This window comes from Streptomyces sp. GQ60, from assembly GCF_059758875.1.
In genome coordinates this window covers 184966-197832 of sequence record NZ_JCAXEG010000008.1, presented here as the reverse complement: position 1 = coordinate 197832, position 12867 = coordinate 184966, and the positions used below count along the sequence as shown (strand labels likewise).

Genomic DNA, 12867 nt, shown 5'->3' with positions numbered 1-12867 from the left:
ACCGGTGTACGGGGCCCGGCACTGCCCGCTTCCGGGCAGCCCGGCCCTGCACATCACCAGGCCGATGCTGCATGCTGTGGCCTACGACCCGCGGCCGCGGTCCGCAGACACGGAACCGGCGCCGCGGTCGCCTCGCACCACGGTCGCACCACGGTCCCAGGCTTGGAGCTGCGCATGACTACCACCTTCCCGGACGTCACCATCAGCACGGACCGGCTGGTGCTGCGCCCCTTCGAGGAAGAAGACGTCACCGCGCTCGCCGAGATGATGAACGACGAACACGTCACCGCCTGGACCTCCGTCCCGCACCCCTACACCTACGCGGACGCGGTCACCTGGGCCACGAGGACCGCCCACACCGAGCGCACCGAGGGCCGCGGCATCGTCTTCGCCGTCACCGAGTTCCTCACCCAGCGGCTGGTCGGCGTCGTCCACCTGCAGGACACCGACTGGCGGGCCCGCACCACCGAGATCGGCTACGTCACCGCCCCCTGGGCCCGGGGCGAGGGCTACGCCAGCGAGTCCGTCCGCGCCGTGGCCCGCTGGCTCTTCACCGACCAGGCCTTCGAACGCCTCGAACTGCGCACCGCCGCCGACAACACGGCCTCCCAGCAGGTGGCTCAGAAGACCGGTTGCATCAGTGAAGGCGTCCTGCGCAACGCCTGCATAGTGCGCACCCAGAACCCCGACGGCTCCTGGGCAGACACCCGCAGCGACCTCATCGTCTGGGGCCTGGTCCCGGAGGACCTCGACGAGGACGCCGACGGATACTCCGAATACTCCGACTACTCGGACGGCTACGAGGACGGCTACTCCGTGCGCTACGCGGAGCCCCGCGCCGACGCACGCGACGGCTACCGGATCCAGCCCGCCCGCGCGAACGACGCGCACGGCTACGCCGTCTTCTCGGACCGGAACTGACCCGATGACCGGGTAGTCTCACCAAGCCCGCCCCCTCGACGAAGCTTCGCCCTGCTCCGGCCACCGCCGGGAAGGGCCCCCTCCCACATCAGGAGACTGACGACGATGGCCGACCGGGTCACGGTGATCGGCTGGGACGGCTCCCCCCTGACCGCGGCAGCCCGGTCCGCGCTCTCCGCCGCCACCCTGGTGGCCGGCGCGGCACACCACCTCGCCCTCCCCGAAGTCCCGCCCACCGCCGAACGCGTGCGCCTGGGCAGCCTGTCCATCGCCGCCCGCCGGATCGCCGGCCACCGCGGCACCGCCGTCGTCCTCGCCGACGGGGACCCCGGCTTCTTCGGCGTCGTACGCGCCCTGCGCGCCCCGGAACACGGCCTGGAGGTAGAGGTCGTACCGGCCGTCTCCGCCGTCGCCGCCGCCTTCGCCCGCGCCGGGATGCCCTGGGACGACGCCCAGGTCGTCGTCGCCCACAGCCGCACCCTGCGCCGTGCCGTGAACGTCTGCCGCGCCCACTCCAAGGTCGCCGTCATCACCTCGCCCGGCGCCGGCCCCGCCGAACTCGCCCTGCTGCTCGAAGGCGTCCACCGCACCTTCGTCATCTGCGAGGAACTCGGCACCGACAAGGAACAGGTCACGGTCCTCACCTCCGACAAGGCCGCCGACCACAGCTGGCGCGACCCCAACGTGGTCATCGTCATCGGCGGCACGGGTCCGGCCACGGTCGCCGCCGAACAGCCCTGGCTGCTGGGGCGGAGCGCGACCCCCGCCGCCGGACGGGGCTGGGCCCGCCCGCAGATCGACGTGGGAGAAGGGGAGTCCACGCAGCTTCGCGCGGCCCAGCTCGCCCGGCTCGGCCCGCGCACCGGGGACCTCGTCTGGGACATCGGCTCCGGCTCCGGAGCCCTCGCCGCGGACGCCGCCGCCCTCGGCGCCGCCGTCATCGCCGTCGACGCCGACCGGCACGCTTGCGAACGCACAACCGCCGCCGCCCGCGCCCGGGGTGTGCAGCTCCAGGTCGTCAACGGCCGCGCCCCGCACGTACTGGAGTCCCTGCCCGAACCCGACGTCGTCCGCGTCGGCGGCGGGGGAGCCGCGGTCGTCGCAGCGGTGGCCGACCGCCGTCCCGAACGGATCGTCAGCCACGCCTCCACGCGCGACGAGGCGGAGGCCATCGGCCGGGTCCTGACCGAGGGCGGGTACTCCGTCGAGTGCGCGCTGCTCCAGTCCGTCGGCCTGGACACCCGTACCTGGACCGAACAACAGCGCTCCGTGGTGTTCCTGCTGGCCGCCGAACGCCCCGTTAACCGCCCGGACCGTCCCTAGCCGCGAGCCCGGGGTAGGCTGGCCGATCGTCGCACCGCCCGGACGACGCGGGCACGCGGCTCCGGCTGGACGCGCGACGTGGCGCAGTCCACAGAGGACCGTGGCGGTTATGGCCGACACGGTGGCGAACGGGCAGGACAATACTTACTGGTTGTCGTGCGGGCGGACGTGAGGCCTCGTGGGCGACCGGGCAGTCGAAGAGGCAACACCGATGGGCGAGGGGTACGCATGACTGACACCGGCCAGGTTCCGGGCGAGGGTCTCCCGGACAGCACGGGCATGGTGGATCAGCAGGGCGTCCCCGCCCCGGTTCCCCTGTCCTCCCCGGCGACCGGGAACTACGCCTTCCAGGACCTCGTGGACAACCCGGCCGAGCCGGAGGACGAGGAACTGCTGCTGATGCCGAGCAGCCAGGGCGCGTGGAGCGACCCACAGGTCGTCCCGCCGGTGCCCGCCTTCCCCGACTTCCCCGAGCCCTCCGCCTACGCGGACGCCCCGTACGCGGACGCGCCCTACGCCGATTTCGCGGCGACCCCGGAGTACCAGCAGCCCCACCCGGGCCAGCTCCCTGTCCCCGGCGCACCGCTCGGCTACGAGCCCGCCGGGTACCCGCAGCAGCCCTTCGACGGGCAGTCCTTCGCCGGGCAGCCGTCCTTCGCCGACGCCTCCTTCGCCGACGCCTCGTACGGCGCCGGTGTGCACGAGGCCGGCGGCCGGGATTCCGGTGCGCTGGACCTCGGCGGCCTCGTGGCCCCGCAGCCCATGTCCCAGCCCCAGTCGGCGGCGGCCCCCGTCGCGGCGGCCCCGGTGCGCCGGCCGCTGCACATGGGCCCGCCCGTGCCCGAGGCCACCGGCGGAGTCGTACGGTCCCTCGCCGACCGGGGCCCGGCCGCTACGCCGGCTCCCGCGCAGGCCCCGGCTCAGGAAGCGGCCCCGTCGTCGCCGGCCGAGCCCGGTCCCGTCCCGGTCGCCTCCGTTCCCTCCGCCGCCTTCGTCTCCGAGGCCGTCGCCCCGGCCCCGAACACCCCGGATCTGAGCACCCCGGCGACGCCCGTCCCGGTGCGCCAGTCCGGGCCGCCGACCGCGGGGCCCGAGTACCTGGACTTCACGCAGGCCGAGGCCGAGCACGTGCCGGGCCCGGCGCAGCAGCCGGTCGAGATCCCGGTGCAGGCCGGGACGCCGTGGACCGTGGAGCCGGCTCCGGAAGCCCCGGCGGAACCCGTCGCGGAGACCGCGGCGGAGCCCGCCGCCGAGCCGATCGCGGAGCCCGTCGCGCCGCCCGTCGCGCCGCCCGTCGCCTTCGCCCAGCCCGAGCCGGTCCTCGTGCCGGAGCCCGAGTCCGAGTCCGTGCCCGTGGCGGAGCCGGTGCCCGTCGCCGTGGCCGAGCCGGTCCTCGTGGAGCCCGCGCCGGAGCCCGTCGCCGAGCCCGTCGTCTTCGCGGAGCCCCAGGCCGCCGTCGTACCGGCACCCGAGCCCGTCGCGGTTCCCGAAGCCGACGTCGAAGCAGCGGTCGAGGCCGCGGCCGCCGTCGAGCCGGAGCGCGAGCCGGTCGCGGCGCAGCAGCCCGAGCCGCAGCCCGGCGAAACGGTGGTGCAGGCCGAGGCGCCGCAGCCGCCGCCCGAGCCCGCCGCCGCGGTCGTCCCCGAGCCCGAGCCGGTCGCCGTCGCGCAGGCCGAGGTGCCGCTGGAGGCCGGACAGGCCCCCGAGGCCGGCACCGAGCCGCTGCCCGAGCCGGAAGCCGAGCCCGAGGCCCCCGTCACCGAGGCGGCCCCCGGGTACGCCGACGCCGAGCGCGAGGCCGTCCTGCGCGTCATGCGCGAGCGCCGTGACATCCGCAAGGGCTTCCGCCGGGACCCCATCCCGCACGAGGTGCTGCTGCGCGTCCTGGAAGCGGCCCACACCGCGCCCAGCGTCGGCCACTCCCAGCCCTGGGACTTCGTCGTCATCAAGTCCGCCGAGACCCGCCGGACCATGCACGAGCTCGCCGAGCGCCAGCGCGAGGCCTACGCGAAGTCGCTGCCCAAGGGCCGCGCCAAGCAGTTCAAGGAACTCAAGATCGAGGCCATCCTCGACACCCCGGTGAACATCGTGGTCACCGCCGACCCGACCCGCGGCGGCCGCCACACCCTGGGCCGGCACACCCAGCCGCAGATGGCCCCCTACTCCTCGGCCCTCGCCGTGGAGAACCTCTGGCTCGCCGCGCGCGCCGAGGGCCTCGGGGTCGGCTGGGTCAGCTTCTTCGACGAGCGCGAGATGGTCCGCGCGCTCGGCCTCCCGGAGCACCTGGAGGTCGTCGCGTACCTGTGCGTCGGGTACGTGGACGAGTTCCCCGACCAGCCCGAGCTCGCGCAGGCGGGCTGGTCCCAGCGCCGGCCGCTGGCGTGGGTCGTGCACGAGGAGACGTACGGGCGCCGCGCGCTGCCCGGCGAGGAGCCGCACGACCTGCTCTCCGAGACGGTCGCCAGCATCCGCCCGCTCGACGCGAAGGCGCTCGGCGAGGCGTGGGAGCGGCAGAAGCGCATGACCAAGCCCGCCGGGGCCCTGGGCATGCTCGAAATCATCTCCGCCCAGCTCTCCGGCCTGTCGCGGGTCTGCCCGCCGCCGATCCCGGAGCCCGCCGCGGTGGCGATCTTCGCGGGGGACCACGGCGTGCACGCCCAGGGCGTCACCCCCTGGCCCCAGGAGGTCACCATGCAGATGGTGGCCAACTTCCTGGGCGGCGGCGCGGTGTGCAACGCGTTCGCCAACCAGGTGGGCGCCGAGGTCTGCGTGATCGACGTGGGTGTCGCCGGCGACCTCCCGGCCACGCCGGGCCTGCTGCCGCGCAAGGTCCGCCCGGGCACGGCCGACCTGTCGGTCGGGCCGGCGATGACCCGCGAGGAGGCCGTCGCGGCCATCGAGGTGGGCATCGAGACGGCCCGCGACCTGGTCGCGGCGGGGAACAAGGCGCTCCTCACGGGAGAGATGGGGATCGCCAACACCACCGTGTCGGCGGCGCTGATCTCCGTCTTCACCGGCGTGGACCCGGGCGAGGTCACCGGCCGGGGTACGGGCATCAACGACGAGACGCACGCCCGCAAGGTCGAGGTCGTACGCCGCGCCCTGGAACTCCACCAGCCGGACCCGGCGGATCCGATCGGGGTCCTGGCGGCGATCGGCGGCCTGGAGCACGCGGCGATCGTGGGCCTCCTCCTCGGTGGAGCCTCGCTGCGGACCCCGGTGATCCTGGACGGCGTCAGCGCCGGCGCGGCCGCGCTGGTGGCCCGGGCCATCGCTCCGGAGTCGCTGTCCGCCTGCATCGCGGGACACCGCAGCGCGGAGCCGGGCCATGTGGCCGCCCTGAACAAGCTCGGCCTGCGCCCGCTGGTCGACCTGGACCTCCGCCTCGGCGAGGGCACGGGTGCGCTGCTGGCGCTGCCGCTGGTGCAGAGCGCTGCGCGGGCCATGCACGAGGTGGCTACGTTCGACTCGGCGGGTGTCACGGAGAAGTAGGGGGGCTGCGGGGCCGGGGCCGGGGACGGGGTGGGGTGTCGTCCGGGACTCATGATTTATGGCGCCCTGTGCGCGCTGCGTCCCGTACGGCCTTGTTTCGCGCCAACACATCACGTTTTACGTCCCGGACGACACCCCACCCCGTCCCCGTCCCCGGCCGCGTCCGGTAATCCAGCCCCTCCGGCGTTTGAGGAGCGGGGGTCCGGGGGCGGAGCCCCCGAAGGGGTCCGGGGCGAAGCCCCGGTTTCGGGAAGGGGCGGGGTGGGGAGAGCCCCGCAGGGCCCGCGTCGGCCCCGCAGCCTCCCGGGGCGGCAGCCCGCGTCGCGCCGGGGATCATGGGGCGGAAGCCCCGTGGCCTGGGGCGGAGCCAGGGGGGATCGGGTCACCGCCCGGCCAGGGCAACGGCCCCCGGGGCGACCACCGCGCAGGTGGGTCGTATCGTGGACCCCGGACGGGCCACCGCACGTCACCGTCCGATCAGCCGCTCCAGCGACGCAGCGGCCCGCCGTCACCGCCGCATCAGGAGCCGCAACCGCCATGGGACACCCGGCACACCCCGCCTACCCCGTCGGACTCCGTCTCACGGGCCGCCGCGTCATCGTGATCGGCGGTGGGCAGGTCGCTCAGCGCCGCCTGCCCGCGCTCATCGCGGCCGGCGCCGACATCGTCCTGATCTCGCCCTCCGCGACGCCCTCCGTGGACGCCATGGCGGAGACCGGCGAGATCCGCTGGGAGCGCCGCCGCTACGAGGACGGCGACCTGGCCGGTGCCTGGTACGCCCTCGTCGCCACCCGGGACCGGGCCGCCAACGACGCCGCCTCCGCCGAAGCCGAGCGCGAGCGGATCTGGTGCGTCCGCGCCGACGACGCCGAGGCCGCGAGTGCCTGGACCCCGGCCACCGGCCGGGTGGAGGGCGTCACCGTCGCCGTACTGAGCGGCAACGACCCCCGCCGCTCCGCCGCCGTCCGCGACGCGGTCGTCGAGGGGCTGCGGGACGGCTCCCTGACGGCCGCCCGCCCGCACACCCCCGGCGTGTCCCTCGTGGGCGGAGGGCCCGGCGACCCGGACCTGATCACGGTCCGCGGCCGCCGCCTCCTCGCCGAGGCCGACGTGGTCATCGCCGACCGGCTCGGCCCCCGCGACCTCCTGGACGAGCTCCCGCCGCACGTCGAGGTCATCGACGCCGCGAAGATCCCGTACGGCCGTTTCATGGCCCAGGAGGCCATCAACGACGCCCTCATCACGCACGCCAAGGCCGGCAAGGCCGTGGTCCGGCTCAAGGGCGGGGACCCGTACGTCTTCGGCCGCGGCATGGAGGAGCTCCAGGCCCTCGCCGAGGCGGGCATCCCGTGCACGGTCGTGCCCGGGATCTCCAGCTCCATCTCCGTGCCCGGCGCGGCCGGCATTCCGGTCACCCACCGGGGCGTGGCCCACGAGTTCACCGTGGTCAGCGGCCACGTCGGCCCCGACGACCCGCGCTCCCTGGTGGACTGGGCCTCCCTCGCCAAGCTCACCGGCACCCTGGTGATCCTCATGGGCGTCGACAAGATCGGCCTGATCGCCGAGGCGCTCGTGCGCCACGGCCGTCCCGCCGACACCGCGGTCGCCGTCATCCAGGAGGGCACCACCGCCTCCCAGCGCCGGGTGGACGCCACCTTGGCCACGGTCGGGGAGACCGTGAAGGCCCAGGAGGTCCGGCCGCCCGCCGTCATCGTGATCGGCGACGTGGTGAAGGTCCACCGGCCCGCGGCCGGGTGACACCCCTCGTACGCCCGCAATCCCGCAACCCGGCAGAGCCGTTGGCACCGCACCCAGGACAAGGCAGTATCACCCTGTGGCTGATCTCATCACCGTCGAGGACCCCGACGACCCGCGCCTGCGCGACTACACGGGCCTGACCGACGTAGAACTCCGGCGCCGGCGCGAGCCCGCGGAAGGTCTCTTCATCGCCGAGGGCGAGAAGGTGATCAGACGTGCCAAGGACGCCGGGTACGAGATGCGGTCGATGCTGCTCTCCGCCAAGTGGGTCGACGTCATGCGCGACGTCATCGACGAGCTCCCGGCGCCGGTCTACGCCGTCAGCCCGGAGCTCGCCGAGCGCGTCACCGGCTACCACGTGCACCGCGGCGCCCTCGCCTCCATGCAGCGCAAGCCGCTGCCCACGGCCGAGGAACTGCTCGCCACCACACGGCGCGTGGTCATCATGGAAGCGGTGAACGACCACACCAACATCGGTGCCATCTTCCGCAGCGCGGCCGCCCTCGGCATGGACGCGGTACTGCTCTCGCCCGACTGCGCGGACCCGCTGTACCGGCGCTCCGTCAAGGTCTCCATGGGCGCGGTGTTCTCCGTCCCGTACGCCCGGCTGGAGGCCTGGCCCAAGGGCCTGGACTCGGTCCGCGAGGCGGGCTTCAAGCTGCTCGCCCTCACCCCGCACCAGAAGGCCTCGCCGATCGACGTGGCGGCTCCGCAGGACCTGGAGCGGGTCGCGCTCATGCTGGGCGCGGAGGGGGACGGGCTGTCGACGCAGGCACTGGTCGCGGCCGATGAATGGGTGCGGATCCCCATGGCGCACGGGGTGGACTCGCTGAACGTGGGCGCGGCCGCGGCCGTCGCCTTCTACGCGGTGGCCAGCGGCCGCCCTTAGGACCTGTGGCGGGCCGGGAGGCTCTGGGCGGCGAGTGGGACTCGTGGGCTGGACCTTCCGGGCCAGACCTTCCGGGCCAGAGCTTCTGGGCTAGAGCTTCTGGGCCAGCGCGATGCCCAGCGCCACGAGCAGCGTCACCACGACGAAGACGATCAGGCGCTGGCGCATCAGCTTGGGGTCCGGCCGTGACGGCCGCCGCCCCGTGCCCGTCGTACGGGGAGCCGGGCGGCCGCCCGTACGCCCGGCGGTCGAGCCGGGACCCCGCGAGCCGGTGCCCCGGGCCGAGGAGGGCCGCGAGTCCGTCCCGCCGCGCGGCCCCTGACCCCTGGTCTGCGCCTTCCGCTGGCCCGCGCCGGTTCCCGTACTCGGACGTCCGGGAACGGGGGTGCCGGCGGTACGGCGCTCCGTGCGCTGCTCGGCGTACCCCGCTGCGTCCTCGGCGTAGCCCTCGGGCAGCCGCCCCGTCGGCCGCTCGGTCCGGGCCCGCTGCGCCGGCGGGCGGCTGTCGCCCATCCCGTGCGCCTCGCGGGCCGCGATCTCCTTGAGCCGCATCGAGAGCTGGAGCGTGCTCGGCCGCTCGTCGGGATCCTTCGCCAGGCAGGCCCGCACGAGGGGCGCGAGCGCGTCCGGAACACCTTGGAGGTGCGGCTCCTCGTGCACCACGCGGTACAGCATGACCTCGGAACTGCCGTGCCCGAAGGGCGAGTCGGCGGTGGCCGCGTAGGCGAGGGTGGCGCCCAGCGAGAAGACGTCGGTGGCGGGCGTGACGGCGGCTCCGCGCACTTGCTCGGGTGCCAGGAAGCCGGGGGAGCCGACGGCCGTTCCCACGTGGGTGAGGGTGCTGGCGCCGGTGGCCCAGGCGATCCCGAAGTCGATGATGCGGGGGCCCTTGGGCGACAGCAGGATGTTCGAGGGCTTGAGGTCGCGGTGGACCACGCCGGCCTCGTGCACGGCGACCAGCCCCTCGGAGAGCGCGGCACCGATGGCGGCGATCGCCGCGGCCGTCAGGGGGCCTTCCTCGGCCACCTTGTCGTGCAGGGAGGGGCCCGGCACGTACTGGGTGGCGAACCAGGGGCGCTCCGCCTCCAGGTCCGCGGCGACCAGGCGCGCGGTGCAACCGCCGCGGATCCGCCGGGCGGCGGAGACCTCGCGCGCGAAACGCGAGCGGAACTCCTGGTCCTCGGCCAGGTCCGGCCGGATCACCTTGAGCGCGACGCGCTGTCCGCGCCGGTCGGAGCCCAGGTAGACGACGCCCATGCCGCCGGCGCCGAGGCGCCGGTGCAGCCTGAACGAGCCGACGACACGCGGGTCCTCGCGCCGGAGCCGCATCATCGCCATGTCCACCCCGCTGACCGGTCGTCCTGTTGACGTGGCACAGCTTACGGACCATCCGGCATGCGCGCTCAGAGGCCGCGCCCTCGCCGGGGGATTCGATTGTCAGTGCGGGGCAGTCCACTTGGGGAATCACCGGACCACCGGTAGGACGCATGTGCGGGACGGGGTGGTTCGGTCAAGCCGGGCCGGGAGCAGGGGAATTGGGGTCCCGGGCGGGGTGGCGGGGGAGCGGTGGCCACCGGTGCGGCCGGGCACGGACGGTTGATCTTGGGAGTGCCTGGTCGGCGGGCAGGTGTGTGCGGTGAGTGACGGAAGTGAGCGAAGTCACCACGCTCCGGTCATCCCCTCCGGGAAGACCCTCAGACCGGGGGGTCGGTCTCCACCCAGGGGAGTACACGGGAGGTGGACTCCTCATCCTCCTGGAGGCCAGGCAATGGGTACGAAGGCATGAGGCCAGGAGCCTTTCCCGCGCCTAGTGTTGAAGACAAGCGGCGGGTGGAGCACTCGTCCCCCGAGGTCACAAACCCGCCGCTGCCAAACGACAGGGAGAGGACCATGGCGGACATCGCACGGCAAGGACGCAAGGCATTCGCGTTCAACAGCCATGAGTCCGGTCGTCGCCACCCACTGGTGGCCGCGGCCATGGTGCTCCCCCTGGCCGCCCTCCTGCTCTTCCTCTTCGGAGGCTTCGACCAGGTGGCGGCACAGGCGTCGTCCGTAAGCGTGATGCTGGGGCGCTGAGCGGCGCCCCGGGCCCAGGAGAGCGGCCTGGGCCGGGACTGTCACCGGCCGAACCCCGTGGGGACGGGGGAGCGGTCGACGGACGGCAGGTGAAGGGTGCTGCGCGTACGGCTGGGGAGCCGGACGCGCAGCACCCTTTTTCATGCCCGCGCGGACCTCGTCGCAACGCGGACCCTTCGTAACGCGGACCCTTCGTAACGCTCCTTCGCGCCGCTCGACGCCGGCGCGCTTCCCGGCTTCGGGCCGCTCGCCGGACTCCGTCCGGCGGTGGCCGGGCGGTGGTGTGGGCGGTGGCGGCGCCATTGCCGTCCGGCCTGCGGGGAAACCCTTCCGTCGCAGGCGGGCGCGCGGGCCCGGCCCGACCTGAGCGGTGCGCCCCAAGTCGTCCCCGTGCTGCGTACCCTCGTCCCGAGGAGCACCCGCCCGGGGTGCGGGGCACGGGGAGAGCCGAGGCGTGGTTCCGCTGGAGCGAGTGAGCGCGGCCGCGCTCGCCGCGTACGCGGGCGCGGCGGAGTACGTACTCCTCGCGGACCGCGACGACGGCACCGTGGTCCGCTGCGGGGACGTCGTGGCCAAGGCGCACGCGGGCGACAGCGATCCCGACGCCCTGGCGGTACGGATCCGCCTGGCCGGGGACCCGGCGCTGGCCGGGGTGCTGCTGCCCCCGCTGCGCACCGGGCTCGGCCGGGTCGGATCCCGGCCCGTCTCCCTGTGGCCCTACGGCGCTCCGGTCGCTCCGGACCGCCCCGAGGAGGCCCCCTGGGAGCCGGCCGCCGAACTCCTGGCAGCCCTCCACCGGACCCCGCTCCACCACCTCCCGTCCGCGGTACCCCCGATGCGCGGCCCGGCGAAGCTCGCCCGGGCCCTCCACCGCCTCGACGCGGCCCACCCGCCGCAGGCCGCCGCGCCCGCCCGCGCATCCGCCCGCGCATCCGTCGGGCAGGGCCGCCCGACGCGGTCTGCTCCGCCGTTCGCGGAAGGCGCGGGGGCGGGTGCGCCGGGGGAGTTCCTCGCCGCGGCGAGGCCCGGGGAGCGGCCTGCGGAGGGCGGGATCCCGGGACGGACGGCCGGAATCAGGATCCCGGGGTGCCCCGCCGGGGACGTCGATCCCGACGCCGCACGGATGGCGCGGCTCGTACGGGCCGCCGCCGCCACGCTCCCCGGGTGGGCCCGCGGGGAGGGGCCGCCGCCGTCCGGCGGGGCGCTCTGCCACGGCGACCTGCACCTCGGGCAGTTGGTGCGGAGCCCGGCCGGGGGCTGGCGGCTGATCGACGTCGACGACCTGGGAGTCGGCGCGCCGGCCTGGGACCTCGCCCGGCCCGCGGCCTGGTACGCCGCCGGGCTGCTGGACACCGGGACATGGCTGCGCTTCCTCGACGCCTACCGCGCCGCCGGCGGCCCCGCGGCCGGTGCACCCGGCAGTGACCCCTGGCCGGAACTCGACCTGGCCGCCCGCGCGCTCACCGTGCAGACGGCCGCGCTGGCCCTCGCCAAGGCCGCCCGCGAGCGGCGCCGACTCGACGACGTGGAGCGGCTGATGGTGGACGCCTGTGCCCGAATTGCCTTCCTCCCGCCCGACTTGGAGCCGAACGCTCCGTCGTAGGGTGAGCCTCACGCCACCGGGTACGCATCCGGTGTCGACGCGAACCGCGAGGAGTTGATCCGGTCATGCAGTGTCCGAAGTGTCACGCGATGATGCACACCTACAACCGCAACGGTGTCCAGATAGAGCAGTGCAGCGGCTGCCGCGGCATCTTCCTCGACTACGGCGAGCTGGAGGCGCTGACGCGCCTGGAGTCCCAGTACGGTCAGGTCCCGCCCCCGGCCGCCCCGCCGGCACCGGCCGCGTACCCGCAGCAGCACGCCGCCCCCGCGCCCGCCTGGGGCGCCCCGCAGCACGGCGGCTACGGCCACGGCCATGGCCACGGCCACCGCAAGGGCGGCCTCGGACGGATGCTCTTCTCCTCCTGAGGCACGGTGCACCGCACACGCGAAAGCCCCGGCCGTGGGAACGGCCGGGGCTTCCGGATGCTGGTGCGCGATACTGGGATTGAACCAGTGACCTCTTCCGTGTCAGGGAAGCGCTCTCCCGCTGAGCTAATCGCGCGGGACCACGTTCACGGTGCGAACACCGCAGGTGGCAGATTCGAAGCATACTGCGTGCGCGATACTGGGATTGAACCAGTGACCTCTTCCGTGTCAGGGAAGCGCTCTCCCGCTGAGCTAATCGCGCGGGGATCCTTGCGGACCAGTGGACGATACTGGGATTGAACCAGTGACCTCTTCCGTGTCAGGGAAGCGCTCTCCCGCTGAGCTAATCGTCCTTGGAGGTGGAGACGGGATTTGAACCCGTGTAGACGGCTTTGCAGGCCGTTGCCTCGCCTCTCGGCCACTCCACCATGGAGCAA

Annotated in this window: 9 protein-coding genes and 4 tRNA genes; 8 read left to right on the top strand and 5 right to left on the bottom strand. The window is 74.3% G+C overall.

Translation table 11 applies throughout. The features are described from left to right. Positions 1–174: 174 nt before the first annotated feature. The 5 genes from AC6CKD_RS21715 (at position 175) to AC6CKD_RS21695 (ending at position 8383) form a co-directional block, all read left to right on the top strand. On the top strand, positions 175–921 hold the full coding sequence (locus AC6CKD_RS21715; RefSeq protein WP_498329113.1) for a GNAT family N-acetyltransferase: 747 nt from the start codon (positions 175–177) through the stop codon (positions 919–921). A gap of 105 nt (positions 922–1026) precedes the next feature. Next, positions 1027–2244, top strand: a complete 1218-nt coding sequence (gene cbiE, locus AC6CKD_RS21710) for a precorrin-6y C5,15-methyltransferase (decarboxylating) subunit CbiE (RefSeq protein WP_498329112.1) — start codon at positions 1027–1029, stop codon at positions 2242–2244. A gap of 228 nt (positions 2245–2472) precedes the next feature. After that, positions 2473–5736, top strand: coding sequence for a nicotinate-nucleotide--dimethylbenzimidazole phosphoribosyltransferase (gene cobT / locus AC6CKD_RS21705; RefSeq protein WP_498329110.1), 3264 nt, complete (start codon positions 2473–2475; stop codon positions 5734–5736). A gap of 537 nt (positions 5737–6273) precedes the next feature. Then, positions 6274–7494, top strand: a complete 1221-nt coding sequence (gene cobA, locus AC6CKD_RS21700) for a uroporphyrinogen-III C-methyltransferase (protein ID WP_498329108.1) — start codon at positions 6274–6276, stop codon at positions 7492–7494. A gap of 76 nt (positions 7495–7570) precedes the next feature. After that, positions 7571–8383: a TrmH family RNA methyltransferase gene (locus tag AC6CKD_RS21695; protein WP_266910292.1), complete on the top strand. Its 813-nt coding sequence runs from the start codon at positions 7571–7573 to the stop codon at positions 8381–8383. A 90-nt stretch (positions 8384–8473) separates the two neighbouring features. Here the strand turns inward: AC6CKD_RS21695 and AC6CKD_RS21690 are convergent, their stop codons facing one another. Continuing rightward, a complete protein-coding gene (locus tag AC6CKD_RS21690) occupies positions 8474–9721 on the bottom strand; it encodes a serine/threonine-protein kinase (RefSeq protein WP_498329106.1) in 1248 nt (415 codons plus the stop codon). Between the two features lie 552 nt (positions 9722–10273). Here AC6CKD_RS21690 and AC6CKD_RS21685 point away from each other — a divergent pair. The 3 genes from AC6CKD_RS21685 to AC6CKD_RS21675 all read left to right on the top strand — a co-directional run bounded on the left by AC6CKD_RS21685 (position 10274) and on the right by AC6CKD_RS21675 (position 12430). Further along, complete coding sequence (locus AC6CKD_RS21685) at positions 10274–10459, top strand: hypothetical protein (RefSeq protein WP_215034445.1); 186 nt, start codon at positions 10274–10276, stop codon at positions 10457–10459. A 472-nt stretch (positions 10460–10931) separates the two neighbouring features. After that, positions 10932–12062: a phosphotransferase family protein gene (locus AC6CKD_RS21680; RefSeq protein WP_498329104.1), complete on the top strand. Its 1131-nt coding sequence runs from the start codon at positions 10932–10934 to the stop codon at positions 12060–12062. A gap of 65 nt (positions 12063–12127) precedes the next feature. Continuing rightward, positions 12128–12430: a TFIIB-type zinc ribbon-containing protein gene (locus tag AC6CKD_RS21675; protein ID WP_498329103.1), complete on the top strand. Its 303-nt coding sequence runs from the start codon at positions 12128–12130 to the stop codon at positions 12428–12430. A 61-nt stretch (positions 12431–12491) separates the two neighbouring features. Here AC6CKD_RS21675 and AC6CKD_RS21670 read toward each other — a convergent pair. The 4 genes from AC6CKD_RS21670 to AC6CKD_RS21655 all read right to left on the bottom strand — a co-directional run bounded on the left by AC6CKD_RS21670 (position 12492) and on the right by AC6CKD_RS21655 (position 12858). Continuing rightward, a tRNA-Val gene (locus AC6CKD_RS21670) sits at positions 12492–12566 on the bottom strand. Between the two features lie 54 nt (positions 12567–12620). Next, positions 12621–12692: transfer RNA gene (locus tag AC6CKD_RS21665), tRNA-Val, on the bottom strand. A 19-nt stretch (positions 12693–12711) separates the two neighbouring features. Continuing rightward, positions 12712–12783: transfer RNA gene (locus tag AC6CKD_RS21660), tRNA-Val, on the bottom strand. 1 nt (position 12784) lies between these two features. Continuing rightward, a tRNA-Cys gene (locus AC6CKD_RS21655) sits at positions 12785–12858 on the bottom strand. Positions 12859–12867 lie beyond the last annotated feature (9 nt).